Source organism: Stenotrophomonas sp. 2201_Sma (assembly GCF_056486685.1).
Genome location: NZ_CM151329.1, coordinates 2,070,725 through 2,086,850, shown reverse-complemented (window position 1 = coordinate 2,086,850; position 16,126 = coordinate 2,070,725). Strand labels below are relative to the sequence as shown.

The following is a 16,126-nucleotide window of genomic DNA, read 5'->3' as shown; positions in this document are numbered from 1 at the left end:
GGCATGGCCCAGCGCTGCCAGTTCGGTGGCGCGGGGCCATGCCCGGCGGCATTTGACGCGATCGCACAGGCCGTCGCGCGATGCCCTCTTCGCGTTTCCCCTACGGCGGGGTATGCTGCAATGACCGGCCGCTGTCAGTACGCTCAGGGTCGGACCCAACAATCACGATTCCTGGAGGGGGAATATGAGTCTGGATCGTCCCTGGCTGCAGAGCTATCCGAAAGGCGTTCCCGCCGAGATCGACGTCAACGAATTCCATTCGGTAGCCTCCGTCTTCGACGCCTCCGTCGCCAAGTACCGCGACCGCCCCGCCTACTCCAGTTTCGGCAAGGTCCTCACCTATGGCGAGACCGATGCGCTGGTTGACCAGTTCGCGGCCTACCTGCTGGGTGAGCTCAAGCTCAAGAAGGGCGACCGCGTCGCCCTGATGATGCCCAACTGCCTGCAGTACCCGGTCGCCACCTTCGGCGTGCTGCGTGCGGGCCTGACCGTGGTCAACGTCAACCCGCTGTATACCGCACGCGAACTCAAGCACCAGCTGGTCGACGCCGGCGCCTCGGTGCTGGTGGTGGTCGACAACTTCGGCGATACCGTCCAGCAGGTCATCGCCGACACGCCGGTCAGGCAGGTGGTCACCACCGGCCTGGGCGATCTGCTCGGCGCGAAGGGCGCGATCGTCAACTTCGTGCTGAAGTACGTCAAGAAGATGGTGCCCAACTATCACGTGAAGGGTGCCATCCGCTTCAAGCAGGCACTCAAGCTCGGCAGCCGCCACACCCTGCCCGAGGTCGAGATCGACCACGACGACGTGGCGTTCCTGCAGTACACCGGCGGCACCACCGGCGTGGCCAAGGGCGCGATGCTGACCAACCGCAACCTGATCGCCAACATGCAGCAGGCCTCGGCATGGCTGTCGACCTCCGGCATCGAGCCGGGCAAGGAAGTGATCATCACCGCGCTGCCGCTGTACCACATCTTCGCGTTGACCGCGAACGGTCTGGTCTTCATGAAGTTCGGCGGCTGCAATCATCTGATCACCAATCCGCGCGACATGAAGGGCTTCGTCAAGGAGCTCAAGGGCACGCGCTTCACCGCCATCACCGGCGTCAACACGCTGTTCAACGGTCTGCTCAATACGCCCGGTTTCGATGAGATCGATTTCTCGTCGGTGAAGTTCACCCTGGGCGGCGGCATGGCGGTGCAGCGCGCTGTGGCCGAGCGCTGGAAGAAGGTTACCGGGGTGACGTTGGTCGAGGCCTACGGCCTGACCGAAACCTCGCCGGCCGCCTGCATCAACCCGCTTACCCTGCCGGAGTACAACGGCTCCATCGGCCTGCCGATCCCGTCCACCGATGCGTGCATCAAGGACGACAACGGCAACATCCTGCCGCTGGGTGAGGTGGGCGAGCTGTGCATCAAGGGCCCGCAGGTGATGAAGGGCTACTGGCAGCGCCCCGAAGAGACCGCCCAGGCGATCGACAGCGACGGCTGGCTGCATACCGGCGACATGGCGAAGATGGATGAACGGGGTTTCTTCTACATCGTCGACCGCAAGAAGGACATGATCCTGGTGTCCGGCTTCAATGTGTATCCGAACGAAGTCGAAGACGTCATCGCGATGATGCCGGGCGTGCTGGAAGTGGCCGCGGTCGGCGTGCCGGACGAGAAGTCCGGCGAAGTGGTCAAGGTGGTGATCGTGAAGAAGGATCCGAACCTGACCGCCGAAATGGTCAAGGAGCATGCCCGGGCAAATCTGACCGGTTACAAGCACCCGCGCATCGTGGAGTTCCGCAAGGAACTGCCCAAGACCAATGTCGGCAAGATCCTCCGTCGCGAGCTGCGCGATACGCCCGCGCAGTAAGGGTTTCCACGGTTCGACGCAGATCAGGGCCCCGCCGGCGACGGCGGGGCCCTTTTCGTTGGCGGCCAGCGCGGGCGGCGGCCGCTTGCAGGCGGTTCACGAGCGGTGCATAGAATCACTCGCCACCGCACGTTCCGCCCACTCCCTCACATTCCATCTCTCCGTCCGCTCTGCGGTTGGCCGGACGGTCACTCGGAGAAAACCCATGTCTGCAGTACGCCCCATCATCACCCGTCCGTCGCAGCACCCGACCCTGCGCATCACCGAGGAAACCGAACGGGATGTCTACTGGATCCACATGCATGCCAACCTGGTCAACCAGCCGGGCCGCCCGTGCTTTGCCTCACGCCTGGTAGACGACATCGTCGACTATCAGCGTGAACTGGGAGACCGTCTCAGTGCCGCCCACGTTCTCTCGCCTCACGTGGTCCTGGCCTCCGATAGTGACGTATTCAACCTGGGCGGCGACCTGGAACTGTTCTGCCGGCTGATCCGCGAGGGCGACCGTGCCCGCCTGCTCGACTATGCGCAGCGCTGCGTGCGCGGCGTGCATGCGTTCCACGCCGGGCTGGGCGCACGCGCCCACAGCATCGCGCTGGTCCAGGGCAATGCACTGGGCGGCGGCTTCGAGGCCGCGCTTAGCTGCCATACCATCGTCGCCGAAGAAGGCGTGCTGATGGGACTGCCGGAGGTGCTGTTCGACCTGTTCCCGGGCATGGGCGCCTACTCCTTCCTGTGCCAGCGGGTCAGCCCGCGGCTGGCCGAGAAGATCATGCTGGAGGGCAACCTCTTCACCGCCCGGCAGTTGAAGGACATGGGCCTGGTGGATGTCGTCGTGCCGGTGGGCGAAGGCGTTGCGGCGGTCGAACAGGTGATCCGGGACAGCCGGCGCATTCCGCACGCCTGGGCGGCGATGCGCGAAGTGAACGAGATCGCCACCATGGTGCCGCTGCACGAAATGATGCGCATCACCGAGATCTGGGTCGACACCGCCATGCAGCTGGGCGAGAAGTCGCTGCGGACCATGGACCGGCTGGTCCGCGCCCAGGCCCGCCGCAATGGCGAGGTGGGCTGACAGACCTCGCGGTCAGGAGGGCGTGCGTTCCCCGTCGTCGCGTTGCTGGATGCCTGCGACGCGGGACGCCAGCGCTTTCCTGCCGATGCGCAGTGCACCTACCAGGCTGGACAGGCGCATTGTCCACTCGGCCTTCAATTGCCAGTCGGCCATGCGCATCATCTCGCCACTGGCGGCAGCAACCTGGACCAGGCCCAGGTTGCTCGCCACGCCACGCAGGGCGTGGGCGTGTTCGCGGAAGTCCTCCCAGTCCAGCCGCTCGCCACAGGCCTGCATCTGCGCCATGCTCGCGTCCACATCGACCAGGCACTGGTCGATGAACTTGCGTTCGAAGCCATCGCCCATGCCCAGTGACGCCAGCTCGTCCAGCACGGCGGTGTCGAGTACGCCGTCACCGACCTCCATGGCCGGTACCGACTGGATGCCCGGCTCGGTACGCGTGTTGGCGGCCACATCGGCCAACACCTCCAGCAGACGCGTCGCGACGACCGGCTTGGCCAGGAATGCACGTGCACCTGCCTGCTCACAGCGCAGGATGGATTCCGGGGTGACATCGGCGCTGAGCACCATCACCGGCACATACGGCAGGCCACTGGCCTGCATCACCCGCAGCTGCTTGAGCAGGTCCAGGCCGCTCATGCCGGGCATGTGCAGATCAACGATGGCTGCGTCGTAATTGGCCTGCTCGAGAGCGTCGAGCACCTCGACCCCACCATTGACGCATGTGACCTTGTGGCCGGCCTTCTCGAGCAACCGCTGCAGCACCATGCGGTTGGCGGCATGGTCATCGGCAACCAGCACCCGCAGGCTGCGTACACGGGCCCGATGGCGCAGGAATGGATTGGAGAACGCAATGACGTTGCCGCCCTCCGGCAGCTCGCCCTGCACGTCCGGCGTCGGCGCCACGTCCAGCGCGATTTCCACCCAGAACACGCTGCCGCGCGGCGTGTTCGGCAGGTAACCGACCTGCCCGCCCATCGACTCGACCAGCCCCTTGGCGATCGCCGTACCCAGTCCGGTGCCTTCATGGCGGCGGGCCAGGCCGACGTCGGCCTGCTCGAAGGCGTTGAACAGGCGGCTGCGCAGGGCCACGGGTACGCCGATGCCGCTGTCGAGGATCTCGAAACGCAGCCGGGCACGCTCGCTGCCACGCTCGTCATGGCTGCTGACACGCAGATGGACGAAGCCACTGTCGGTGAACTTCACCGCGTTGCCCATCAGATTCAGCAGAATCTGCTGCAGATGGCCGGCGTCGCCGAACAACCGTGGCGGAACGTTGTCGTCCACGTCGACGCGATACTCCAATGACTTGGAACGCGTCTGCGGGGTGAGGATCAGGTTGATCGCCTGCAGCACGTCGGCCAGCGCGAACTCATGCCATTCCACCCGCACCTTGCCGGCCTCGATCGCCGAGATGTCCAGCACCTCCTCCACCAGCGCCAGCAGGCTGCGGGTGGATGCCTGGATGGTGCTGAGGCACTCGCGCTGCTCCTCATCCAGCTGCGTGGTGGCCAGCACTTCGGTCATGCCGGCCAGGCCGTTGAGTGGCGTACGGAATTCGTGGCTCATGTTCGCCAGGAAACGGCTCTTGGCTTCGTTGGCCTGGCGCGCTTCGGCCACCGCACGGGTCAAGGCATGCAGCAGCGAATCGAAGTAGAGCGGAATCGCGCCCAGGCCCAGCAGCAGGCCCCAGCCGAGGTAGTCGTGACTGCGCCAGTAAGGCGACAGCATCACGGTGCACAGGAAGGCCAGGCACCCCATTGCGGTGGCCACCCGCAGGTAGGTGCTGCCGTAGCGCATGCCGTTGCCGATCGTGACCCACAGCATCACCGCGTACAGCGGAGCTGCCGGCTCACCCTGGATGGTCATGATCCAGGCCATGCAGGTGTAGTCGGTCAGCATGCCGATCACGCGGCGGACATGTGACACCCCGGGATCGACCAGGATCGCCACCAGCAGGCCCGCCGAGATGGCCAGCTCGAAGGCGAGGATCAGCCACGTCGTGGTCAGCGTCTCGCCACCCGCGCTCAGGTAGCGCCAGCCGAGATAGCTGATGAACAGCGCGGTGATCACGATGCGGATCAGGTTCTGCGCGTGCTCGCTGTCCTCGCGTCCGGACAGCCGTTGCTTCACCCGGGCCAGCAGCGACCGGGCCGGGGAGGATTCAACGGCAGGAGTGTCCATGGGGGGATGTCGCATCCGTCGTCGCAACAGGGAGGAGCAGCACAGCGGAACCGCCACCAGGCCCAGCCACAGGGGCACGGCCAGGCTGGGGTTGTCACGCCAATACGGTGTCAACAGCACGGTGGTACCGAAGCTGACCAGGGCCATGGCGATCGCCACGCCCAGGTAGCGGTTGCCGAAGCGCAGGCCATTGCCCACCGTGACCCACATCACCAGCGCATAGACCCAGGCCAGAGGCTCGCCCATCTGCACCATGCCGACCGTCATCAACCCATAGTCGGCGACCATGCCGACCACCCTGCGCGCATCGGAGCGCCCCGGCTTCCACAGCAACCAGGCGAACAGCAGCAGGGATATCGACAGCCCGGTCAGCACGGTCACGAGCACGCCCTGGTACTGCTCCAGGCGATGCATCCGGGCCCCGGACAGCAGTACGTAAACCAGGATCAGCGAGATCAGCGCGATCCGCACTATCACCTGCCCGTGCTCGGAGTCGGGCCGCTGCGACAGCCGGCGCTTCAGCCGTGCGAACAGGTCCTGCATCTCATCCACCCGGTCGCGTGGAGGCCGTCGAGTGCTGCGCGCAGATGTCCAGCAGTTGCTGGCGGCCCCGCAGCAGCGCATCCACGCAGCGGGGGTCGAACAGGCGGCCACGCTGGGCATACAGATAGGCCAGCGTTGCTTCCATCGTCCAGGCTTCCTTGTATGGACGCGGGGAAATCAGGGCGTCGAAGACATCGGCGACGGCAACGATGCGCGCTTCCAGTGGAATCGCTTCGCCTACCAGCCCATCGGGGTAACCGCTGCCGTCGTAGCGTTCATGGTGACGCAGCGCGATCAGCGCACCGACCTGGATGAAGCGGTTCTGGCTGCCGCTGAGCAGTTCATGGCCGATGCGCGGGTGACGGCGCATGATCGCCAGCTCCTCTTCATTGAGCTTGCCCTGCTTGAGCAGCACCGCATCCGGTATGGCGATCTTGCCCATGTCGTGCAGGGGCGCCGCCATCTCGATCAGCCGTACCTCGTCTTCCGGCAGGCCCAGCTGCTCGGCGATAAGCCCGGCCACGCGGGCCATCCGCTCCAGGTAGGCACTGGTGCCGGCGTCACGAAACTCGATCGCACGAGCCAATCGCGACAAGGTCTCGCGCTCCCGCTCCTCGACCTCGTGCATGCTGGCGAGCAGGCGCTGTTCCAGTGACAGCGCGCGCTGTTTCACGTTCTCGGTCTGCTGGCGCAGCTGCAGCAGGTTGTAGCAGCGCGCCCGCAGTTCGCGCGGGCGGATCGGCTTGACCAGGAAGTCGATCACGCCTGCCTCCAGCGCGGCCTGCCGGATCGGCTCGTCGCCCACCACGGTGATCAGGATCACGGGGATGTCGCGATGTTTGGGCAGGCGCCGGAAGCGGCGGGCGAATTCCAGCCCGTCCATTTCCGGCATGCGGTAGTCGAGCAGCAGCAGGTCGACCGGGTGCGATTCGCACCAGGCCAGCGCGGTCAGGGGATTGCCGAAGTCATGCACGCTCAGTTCCGGCGCGATGTCCTCGATGACGTGCCGCAGCATCGTCCACGCGGAGGTCTGGTCATCGACGATGACGATGTTCAACGTGTACTCCGCCTGGTTTCTCGACCACGCTTGGTCATCAGCAGGCGTGGAAACGCTGCCGCTGCGCACGCTGGCACCCTGCATCGGACTGACTCCCGTGTCATGCGTCCCGGTTCATGATCGTGGTCACATTGTGAAGCGGGCTCTCCACATTGCGCTCTTCCCCGTCACCGATCAAGCCATAGCCGGCGTCAAGGTAGTGCAATTACGATACGCCGAGTGCCAGAGACGTCAATTGCGCCGTCCCGTTTCGGGACGGCGCGCACAAACGGGAGTCACAAAACCCCGGCTCAGTGCTCCGGACGCATGTACGGGAACAGCAGCACGTCGCGGATGGAGCTGCTGCCGGTCAGCAGCATCACCAGGCGGTCGACGCCGATGCCGAGGCCGCCGGTCGGCGCCATGCCGTACTCCAGCGCGCGGATGTAGTCGGCGTCGTAGTGCATGGCCTCGTCATCGCCCCCCTCCTTGGCGGCCACCTGGGCCTGGAAACGCTGGGCCTGATCCTCCGGGTCGTTCAGCTCGGAGAAGCCGTTGGCCAGCTCCTTGCCGTTCACGAACAGCTCGAAGCGATCGGTGTAGCCGGGGTCGTTGTCGTTGGCACGCGCCAGCGGCGAGACCTCCACCGGATGATCGGTGATGAAGGTGGGCTGGATCAGGGTGTGCTCGACGGTGGCTTCGAAGATCTCCAGCAGCAGCTTGCCCCAGCCGTAGGACGGCTTGACCTTGATCTTCAGGCGCTCGCAGTGCCGCAGCAGCGCTTCGCGGTCGGTGCAGTCGGCAGCGGAGATCTCCGGATTGTGGTGCCGCACGGCCTCGTCCATCCGCCAGCGGCGGAACGCCGGGCCGAGATCGATCTTCGCGCCGTCCCACTCCACTTCGGTAGTGCCGTTCACCGTCCTGGCCACGTCCCGGATCACGCCTTCGGTCAGGTCCATGATCTCGTTGTACGTGGCGTAGGCCTCGTACAGCTCCATCATGGTGAACTCCGGGTTGTGCCGGGTGCTGACGCCTTCATTGCGGAAATTGCGGTTGATTTCGTACACCCGCTCCAGGCCACCGACGGTCAGGCGCTTCAGGTACAACTCCGGCGCCACGCGCAGGTACAGGTCCAGGTCCAGCGCGTTGTGATGGGTGGTGAACGGCTTGGCCGCCGCACCGCCGGGGATGTAATGCATCATCGGCGTCTCGACTTCGAGGAAGTCGCGGTTGTCCAGCCACGCGCGCATGGCACGGATGATCTTCGAGCGCTTGATGAACACCGCGCGCGACTCCGGGGTCACGATCAGATCGACGTAACGCTGGCGGTAGCGCTGCTCGACGTCGGCCAGGCCATGCCACTTGTCCGGAAGCGGACGCAGCGACTTGGTCAGCAGTCGGATCGTTGCGGCCTTGACCGACAGTTCGCCGGTACGGGTACGGGTCAGGCCGCCCTCGACGGCGATGATGTCACCCACGTCCCAGCCCTTGAAGGCAGCGTAGTCATCGCCCAGGGCCGCGCCCTGCAGGAACAGCTGGATGCGGCCGGACTCGTCCTGGATCTGGGCGAAGCTGGCCTTGCCCATGATGCGCTTGGCCATCAGGCGTCCGGCCATGCGCACCTGGCGGCCATTGGCTTCCAGGGCCTCGGCGGTCCAGGTTTCGGCGTCGCTGTATTCGTCCTCCAGCTGCCCGGCGAAATCCTCGCGACGGAAGTCGTTCGGGTACGCGATCCCCTGCCCGCGCAGCGCTTTGAGTTTCTCGCGGCGCTCGGCGATCAACTTGTTTTCGTCGACGGAAGGGGTTTCGGTAGCTTCGCTCATGGATCTGCGGGAATCGTGTAGTTGGGGGAGTCTTGCGCCCGGCACGGCCGGCTGCACAGCATAGCAAAACCACCCTGCCCCGGCCCTGGCCGGCGCCCACGGCCCGGTAGCGCCGGGCCATGCCCGGCGGTCAGTCGGCAGGAATCCCCGGGCGTGGCCCGGCGCTACCTCAGGCATTCCCGGGGAACGCCTGCCGCAATTCATCCACCAGCACCCGCTCGTTCTCCGAATAGTCGATCGGCACCGACACCAGGTGCACCCCGCCTTCGTTGAACGCCGCCTCCAGCGTCGGGATGAACTGCTCGATGGCCGTCACTTCGTGGCCCTTGCAACCATAGGCCTCGGCGTACCTGACGAAGTCAGGATTGCCGAAGGTCATCCCATAGTCGGTGAAGCCATCCACCGCCTGCTTCCAGCGGATCATGCCGTAGGCACCATCGTTGAGGATCAGCACCACCAGGTTCAGCCCCAGCCGCCGCGCGGTTTCCAGCTCCTGGCTGTTCATCATGAAGCCGCCGTCGCCACACACCGCCAGCACCCGGCGCTGCGGGTACAGGATCGAGGCCATGATCGCCGAAGGCAGGCCCGCGCCCATCGTGGCAAGCGCATTGTCCAGAAGCAGCGTATTGGCTACCTGGGTGCGGTAATTGCGCGCGAACCATATCTTGTACATGCCATTGTCCAGCGCCACGATGCCGTCGGGCGGCATCACCCGGCGCACGTCGTGGACCAGCCGCTGCGGGGTGAACCGGGCCTCTTCGGCACGGTCGGCGAGATGGTCGAGGATGGTGGCCCGCAGCGGCAGCAGCGCATCGGCATGGGCCACCTGGCCTTCGATGCGGTCGGCCAGCTGGGTCAGCGAGCGGCCGATATCGCCGATCACCTCCACCTGCGGGAAGTAGACCTGCTCGACCGCCGCCTGCGAATAGCCGATGTGGATGACGGTCGGTCCGCCCGGCCGCATCACGAAAGGCGGCTTCTCGGTCACTTCATGGCCGATGGTGACGATCACGTCGGCCTGGTCGATGGCCATATGCACGTAGTCGCGTTCGGTCAGCGCGGCGGTCCCCATGTACAGGCCTGATCCGCCCGCCACCGCACCCTTGCCCATCTGCGTGGTGAAGAAGGGAATGCCGGCACGCAGCACGAAGGCTGACAGCGCGTCGCTGGACTGCGGCCGTGACGCCGCGGAGGCGATCATCAGCAGCGGACGCTTCGCATTGCGGATGATCTGCGCGGCGCGATCGAGCGCCTCGGGACTGGCGATCGGTCGATCCACCGCATGCGTCGGGATCATTGCCACATCCTCGACTTCAGTGGCCGCGATGTCCTCCGGCAGTTCCAGCAGGACCGGGCCCGGACGTTCTTCCTGCGCGACACGGAATGCCTCGCGGACGATGGTCGGGATGGTGCGCGCCGATACGATCTGCCGCGCCTGCTTGGTCAGCGGCTTCATCGTGCTGACGATGTCGACGATCTGGAAGCGCGCCTGCTTGCTGGCGACGATGCCCTTCTGCCCGGTGATCATGATCACCGGCCACGCGCCCAGCAGCGCGTAGGCCGCACCGGTGGTGAAGTTGAGGGCACCCGGGCCGAGCGTGGCCAGGCACACGCCCGGCTTGCCGGTCAGGCGTCCGTAGGTGGCCGCCATGAACACCGCCGCCTGCTCATGGCGGGTGATGACCAGCTCGATGCTGGAATGGCGCAGCGACTCGACGACATCGAGGTTCTCTTCGCCGGGAATACCAAAAATACGTTCGACGCCCTCGTTCTCGAGCGCCGCGACAAGCAGATCTGAACCCTTGGACATGGGAATGCCGTCCCTCTTCACTGGACTGGTGGTGGATCGTTACAGGAAGGATGCAAGCCGCGCGTCAACGACGGTCGAACCACACGGTCTGCGCGTTCACGAACTCGCGGATGCCGAAATGCGACAGCTCGCGGCCGAAGCCACTCTTCTTCACGCCACCGATCGGCACGCGCGGGTCGGACGCGGAGAAGCCGTTGACGAACACGCCCCCGGTCTGCAGCCTGCGTGCCAGCCGCATCGCGCGCTCGCGATCGCCGCTCCACAGGTTGCCGCTGAGACCGAATTCGCTCTGGTTGGCCAGCTCCACCGCATGATCGGCATCGCGTGCGCGGCTGATCGAAGCCACCGGGCCGAAGGTCTCGGTATCGAACGCCTGCATGCCCGGCTCGACACCGGCCAACACCGTGGGGGCATAGAAGCTGCCCGGACGATCCAGCTGATGACCGCCGACCAGCAGCTGCGCGCCGGCCTCTACCGATGCACGCACCTGCGCATCGAGCTGCTCGAGCAGGTCCTGCCGGGCCATGGGACCGATGCGGTTGCCGGGTTCACGGCCATCACCGACGGTCAGCGCCTGCACCTTCGCGCAGAACTGCGCCACGAAACGGTCGTACACGCCGTCCTCGACGATGATGCGCTTGCCGGCGATGCAGACCTGTCCGGTGTTCTGGAAGCGCGAGGCGAGTGCCGCATCCACCGCCGCGTCGAGGTCGGCATCGTCCAGCACGATGAAGGGGTCCGAGCCCCCCAGTTCCAGCACGACCTTCTTCAATGCCTGCCCGGCCTGCGCGGCAATGCTGCGCCCTGCGCCGACGCTGCCGGTCAGGGTGACAGCTGCGATGCGGTCATCGGCGATGGCACGGCTGGTGCCCTCACGGCTGATGTTGGCGGCGATGAAGGTGCCTTCCGGCAGGCCCGCGTCGCGCCAGGCGGCATCGAGCAGATGGGCGGTACCGACGATGTTCTCGGCCGGCTTGAGCAGGAAACCATTGCCTCCCATCAGGATCGGCACGGCTGCGCGCATCACCTGCCAGTACGGGAAATTCCACGGCATGATGCCCAGCACCACGCCCAGTGGCAGGTAGGACACGTAGGCCTTGTCATCGGGAACCAGCGTCGGCTCGTCGCGCAGGTACTGTGCGCCGTTATCCGCATACCACTCGCAGAGCACCGCGCACTTCTCGATTTCGGCCAACGATTCGGCATGGACCTTGCCCATTTCAGCGGTGGCCAGCGCCGCAAGCGATTCGCGGTCGCGGCGCAGGACCGCGGCCATCGCACGCAGGGCATCGGCGCGCTGCTCCAGCGACTGCGCACTCCAGGCGGCAAAGCCGGCCTGGCCTCGATCGAGGATCACCTCCAGCTCGGCGTCGGTAACGAAGGGATGGCGGGCGATTTCCTGGCCGGTGGCCGGATCGAGGGAAATCGCAATGGCGGGGGCAGCGGACATGCAGGGCTCCTGTTGTCTCGGCAACGGGCCGATTGCCCGTCTCCTGTCAGGAATGTGGACCCGAAGCTGCCGCGCAACAAGGCGTCTGCTTATCCTGTGACCTGCACTTACCTGCCTGAATGGGGTTGCTGGCAGGGCTGTGCCCTGCCCCCCAAGCCACGCCAAGCCACAGCCAAGCCACAGCAGAAGCTGGTTTCCTGCGGGATGGCGGGGTGGGGCCGATGGCGGGAGACGCCGTGAACCCATCCATGGGGGCTTGGCCGCGGCATCCATGCCGCGGACACAGTTTCCCGCGATCTGTTGGAAGTACTCTCGGGGTCAGATCCGTTTTCCGCAGGAAAACGGATCTGACCCCGGAATTTCATTCGATATCTGACAGATGTGTCGACCAAGGTCGACACCCACCCACAGCCGCGGGAAATTGTCAGAGGCGGGGCGGCGTCGGAGTGCGGGGTGTCAGCCGCATGGGTGTCAGCCGCATGGATGCGGCTGCCAAGCCCCCATGGAGGGGTTCACGGCGTCCCCGCACTTCGACGCCGCCCCGCCATCCCACGGAATGCACGCCGTTGCCGTTGCCGTGGCTTGAAGCCTCTGCGGGTGCAGGGCGCAGCCCTGCCGACCCACCTACTTTCGCGGCAGGTAGGTGACCAACGACAGGTCGTGCCGGCTCTCCGGCACCAGCGCCACGTACTGCAGGTCCAGCAACCCGCGCGTGGGGTGGTTCAGCTTCTTCGCCCCCTCGTCGAAGCGGCGCACATCATGCTCCGGCCACCACTGCCGGAACGTATCGCTGTGGGCAGCGATGTCCTCGGCCAGCGCCAGGAAAGGCGCCTTGTCCTGCGCCTGCGCCATCGCCGCGCGGAAGCCGGCCAGCAGGCCCCGGGCCATCTCCTCCCAGTTGAGGATCAACGTGCGATAAGGCGGATACAGGAACATCAGCCGCAGCGTGTTGCGCTCATGCGGCGCCAGCTGGCTGTAGTCGACGAACAGTTCGGCAATGGCCGGATTCCAGGCCAGGATGTCGAAACGGGTGTTGCGTACGTAGGCCGGGATCGGCTGCATCGCGTCCACCAGCTGGCGCAGGCCATCGGTCACGCTTTCATCTGGAGACTCCAGCGGAACGCCATAGCCGGACAGCGCGAACGCATATGCACGCTCGTCATCGCTCATCCGCAATACCCGGGCTAGGCGCTCGAGCACTTCCGGCGACGCACGCACTTCACGTCCCTGCTCGATCCAGGTGTACCAGCTGACACTGACCCCCACCGCCAGCGCCACTTCCTCGCGCTTCAGGCCGGGGGTACGCCTGCGCCCGGCCGGCAGGCCCAGCGTGGCCGGGTCGACACGGGCGCGGCAGGCCTTGAGGAAACCGCCGAGCTCCCTGCGTTCACTCTCGCTGCGCATCATCGCCCTCCGTTGCGGAAGGCGATGATATCGGCGCAGGCGTGCGCATCAGGCATCGACGCGCTTGGACCCCACCGCCAGGCCGGCCTTCAGGCTGGCCTCGACGAACTCATCGAGGTCACCATCGAGCACCTTCTGCGTATCGGAACGCTCGATGCCCGTGCGCAGGTCCTTGATGCGGCTCTGATCAAGCACGTAATTGCGGATCTGGCTGCCCCAGCCGATGTCGGACTTGGTCGCTTCCACGGCATCCTTCTCCGCGTTGCGCTTCTGGATCTCGAGCTCGTAGAGCTTTGCGGCCAGCATCTTCATCGCGTTGTCGCGGTTCTGGTGCTGGCTGCGGCCCGTCTGGCACGCCACCACGATGTTGGTCGGAATGTGGGTGATACGCACCGCCGACTCGGTCTTGTTGACGTGCTGACCACCGGCGCCGGACGAACGGTAGACGTCGGTGCGCAGATCGGCCGGGTTGATGGTGATGTCGATGTTGTCGTCGATCTCCGGCGAAACGAACACCGAGGTGAAGCTGGTGTGGCGACGGTTGTCAGAGTCGAACGGCGACTTGCGCACCAGGCGGTGCACGCCGGTCTCGGTCTTCAGCCAGCCATAGGCATAGTCACCTTCCACGCGCAGGGTGGCCGACTTGATGCCCGCCACATCACCGCCGGAAACTTCCATCAGCTCGGTCTTCCAGCCACGCGATTCGCACCAGCGCAGGTACATGCGCAGCAGGATCTCGGCCCAGTCCTGGGCTTCGGTACCACCGGCACCGGCCTGGATGTCGACGAACGCAGCGGCATTGTCCATCTCGCCGGAGAACATGCGCTGGAACTCCAGCTTCTCGACGTGCGACTGGTGCTTGTCCAGATCGGCAACCACGGCCAGCGCGGTGTCCTCGTCCTGCTCGGACTCGGCCAGCTCCAGCAGCTCGGTCGCATCCTTCAGGCCATCGAGCACCGAGGCGATGCCGCCCACGGTCTTTTCCAGGCTGGATCGCTCGCGCCCCAGGTTCTGGGCGTACTCGGCGTTGTTCCAGACGTCGGGGTTTTCAAGCTCCCGCGTTACTTCTTCAAGACGCTCTTTCTTGGCGTCGTAGTCAAAGATACCCCCGAAGCGACAGCACGCGATCGGTCAGATCGGTGATGCGCTGGCGGACAGGATTCAGTTCGATCATGTCGGCGGTCGTGCGTTCAAAAAATGACTGCCAATGATAACGCAGGCGCCCGGCAGGCGGCGAGGCACCCCCAGCGGCCCGGCCGGCGGCTGGACACGGGCCGGGCTGAAGCCGGTAGACTTCCCGGCCGCCGCGGCAACAGGGGGACGCGCGGCCCATCCCAATCCAAGGAGCACCATTTCAATGAAGATCATGCGTTCCACCCTGTGCCTGGCCGCCTGCCTGCTGGCCGCCAATGCCTCGGCCATCGACCTGAAGGGCCTGACCAGCACCGGCCTGAAGGCCGGCAAGGCGCTGACCCTGTCCGACGCAGAGGTCTCGGCGGCCGCCGACCAGGCCTGCACCTACATGGACAAGGAGAACCAGCTGGCACCCGCCAACGATCCCTATGCCCAGCGCCTGGCCAAGATCACCCAGGGGCTCGCCAACGAGGACGGCCTGAACCTGAACTTCAAGGTCTACCGGACCGCCGATGTCAACGCCTGGGCGATGGCCAACGGCTGCGTCCGCGTCTACACCGGCCTGATGGACATGGCCAGCGATGACGAGGTGCGTGGCGTGATCGGCCACGAAATCGGCCACGTGAAGCTGGGCCACAGCAAGACCAAGATGCGCACCGCGCTGCTCGCATCGGCCGGCCGCGAAGGCCTGGCAGCGTCGGGCAACGGCAACCTGACCCAGCTCAGCCAGGGCCAGCTCGGCGACCTCGCCGAGGGTTTCGTCAACGCCCAGTTCTCGCAGAAGGAAGAGAGCGCGGCGGACGAGTACGGCTACCAGTTCATGAAGCGCCACAACTATGATCCGGCAGCCCTGGCCAGCATGTTCCGCAAGCTGTCCAGCGAAGGCGGCCTGATGTCGTCGCACCCCGGCTCGGAAGCCCGCGCCGCGCGCATCGACGCGATGATCAAGAAGGACAGGAAGTAAGCACGAAGGGGGCGGGCGCTCCTCAGGTCCGCCCGCCCCTATCCTCCCGCCAGCGCCTGCCGCAGCAGCGGCAGCTGGCGCCTGCTGCAGGGAATCTTGGCCCCATCGGCCATGTGCAGCAGGGCCTCGCCGCCATCCAGCGGCTCGATGGAGCGCAGCTGCCCGCGGTTGATCAGCCAGCTGCGATGCGGCCGCAGGAACACCAGCGGATCCAGCCGCAGTTCCAGCACCGCCATGGTGATCCGCAGCGGATAGTCATGGCCGCGGACCCTCAGATTCACGTAGTTGCCAGCGGCCTGGGCGTACTCGACGTCCTCGGTGGCGACGAGGAATTCCTTGCCCAGCTTGCGCACCAGGAAGTGCTGCGGGCGCTCGACCGGCTCGACCGGCGGACCGACACCCGGCGCGGCCAGCAGGGATGCCATGGGCGCAGACCGAGCGCGTCGGCCGGGCCCTGTACACCTGGTGCGCACTGCTGGCGATGTTCGGCTGGGCCCGCGTGCTGCTCGACCAGCCGTGGCGTGGCCTCGACTACTGCCGAGAGGCGGTCTTCAGCTGGTACATCCTGCACCAGACCGTGCTGATCGTCCTGCTCTACTGGCTGCGGCCCCTTCAGCTCGGCCCCTGGCTGGAACCGGCTCTGCTGGTTGCCGGCACCGTCGCCGGCTGCCTGCTGATCCACGAGCTGCTGATCCGTCGTGTCCGCTGGCTGCGCCCCCTGTTCGGCCTGCGCGCCCATCCGCCATCGCCTTCGGTGGCAGGCGCGGCGACGGCACCGTGACACCATCGCGTGGAGCCGGGTCATGCCCGGCTCCGACTCAAGCCTGCCCGAACTGAGCTCG

Annotated in this window: 10 protein-coding genes and 2 pseudogenes; 4 read left to right on the top strand and 8 right to left on the bottom strand. The window is 65.9% G+C overall.

The genetic code is table 11. From position 1 onward, the window contains the following. The first annotated feature begins 184 nt into the window (after positions 1 to 184). On the top strand, positions 185 to 1,861 hold the full coding sequence (locus tag ACZLIF_RS09765) for a long-chain fatty acid--CoA ligase (RefSeq protein ID WP_065175618.1): 1,677 nt from the start codon (positions 185 to 187) through the stop codon (positions 1,859 to 1,861). A 205-nt stretch (positions 1,862 to 2,066) separates the two neighbouring features. Continuing rightward, positions 2,067 to 2,936, top strand: coding sequence for a diffusible signal factor synthase RpfF (gene rpfF / locus ACZLIF_RS09760; RefSeq protein WP_128988742.1), 870 nt, complete (start codon positions 2,067 to 2,069; stop codon positions 2,934 to 2,936). A 12-nt stretch (positions 2,937 to 2,948) separates the two neighbouring features. Here the strand turns inward: rpfF and ACZLIF_RS09755 are convergent, their stop codons facing one another. The 7 genes from ACZLIF_RS09755 to prfB form a co-directional block, all read right to left on the bottom strand. Continuing rightward, positions 2,949 to 5,663 carry a response regulator gene (locus ACZLIF_RS09755; RefSeq protein ID WP_478462586.1) on the bottom strand — a complete coding sequence of 905 codons (2,715 nt, stop codon included), beginning with the start codon at positions 5,661 to 5,663 and terminating at the stop codon, positions 2,949 to 2,951. A gap of 1 nt (position 5,664) precedes the next feature. Next, complete coding sequence (rpfG, locus tag ACZLIF_RS09750; RefSeq protein WP_478462584.1) at positions 5,665 to 6,804, bottom strand: cyclic di-GMP phosphodiesterase response regulator RpfG; 1,140 nt, start codon at positions 6,802 to 6,804, stop codon at positions 5,665 to 5,667. A 206-nt stretch (positions 6,805 to 7,010) separates the two neighbouring features. Next, a complete protein-coding gene (lysS, locus tag ACZLIF_RS09745; RefSeq protein ID WP_478462582.1) occupies positions 7,011 to 8,522 on the bottom strand; it encodes a lysine--tRNA ligase in 1,512 nt (503 codons plus the stop codon). A 169-nt stretch (positions 8,523 to 8,691) separates the two neighbouring features. After that, complete coding sequence (locus ACZLIF_RS09740) at positions 8,692 to 10,332, bottom strand: acetolactate synthase large subunit (protein ID WP_128988734.1); 1,641 nt, start codon at positions 10,330 to 10,332, stop codon at positions 8,692 to 8,694. A 64-nt stretch (positions 10,333 to 10,396) separates the two neighbouring features. Next, positions 10,397 to 11,782 (bottom strand): NAD-dependent succinate-semialdehyde dehydrogenase, encoded by a 1,386-nt coding sequence (locus ACZLIF_RS09735; RefSeq protein WP_053520219.1) that lies wholly within the window; start codon positions 11,780 to 11,782, stop codon positions 10,397 to 10,399. Positions 11,783 to 12,406: 624 nt separating this feature from the next. Further along, on the bottom strand, positions 12,407 to 13,189 hold the full coding sequence (locus ACZLIF_RS09730) for a helix-turn-helix transcriptional regulator (protein ID WP_053519318.1): 783 nt from the start codon (positions 13,187 to 13,189) through the stop codon (positions 12,407 to 12,409). A 45-nt stretch (positions 13,190 to 13,234) separates the two neighbouring features. After that, positions 13,235 to 14,360 (bottom strand): peptide chain release factor 2 gene (prfB, locus tag ACZLIF_RS09725; protein WP_111186457.1). Its coding sequence is split into 2 segments (ribosomal slippage): positions 13,235 to 14,284 and positions 14,286 to 14,360, totalling 1,125 coding nucleotides; the frame shifts between segments, so codons are not numbered across the junction. A 183-nt stretch (positions 14,361 to 14,543) separates the two neighbouring features. Here prfB and ACZLIF_RS09720 point away from each other — a divergent pair. Continuing rightward, positions 14,544 to 15,284 (top strand): M48 family metallopeptidase, encoded by a 741-nt coding sequence (locus ACZLIF_RS09720; protein WP_128988730.1) that lies wholly within the window; start codon positions 14,544 to 14,546, stop codon positions 15,282 to 15,284. Positions 15,285 to 15,322: 38 nt separating this feature from the next. On the opposite strand, the pseudogene ACZLIF_RS09715 reads toward ACZLIF_RS09720, so the two are convergent. Continuing rightward, positions 15,323 to 15,706 (bottom strand): annotated as a pseudogene (locus ACZLIF_RS09715) (LytTR family DNA-binding domain-containing protein); the annotation flags it as partial. Between ACZLIF_RS09715 and ACZLIF_RS09710 the strand changes: the two are divergent. After that, positions 15,703 to 16,065: pseudogene (locus tag ACZLIF_RS09710) on the top strand (acyltransferase family protein); the annotation flags it as partial. The pseudogenes ACZLIF_RS09715 and ACZLIF_RS09710 sit on opposite strands and share 4 nt — an antisense overlap. Between the last annotated feature and the right edge of the window lie 61 nt (positions 16,066 to 16,126).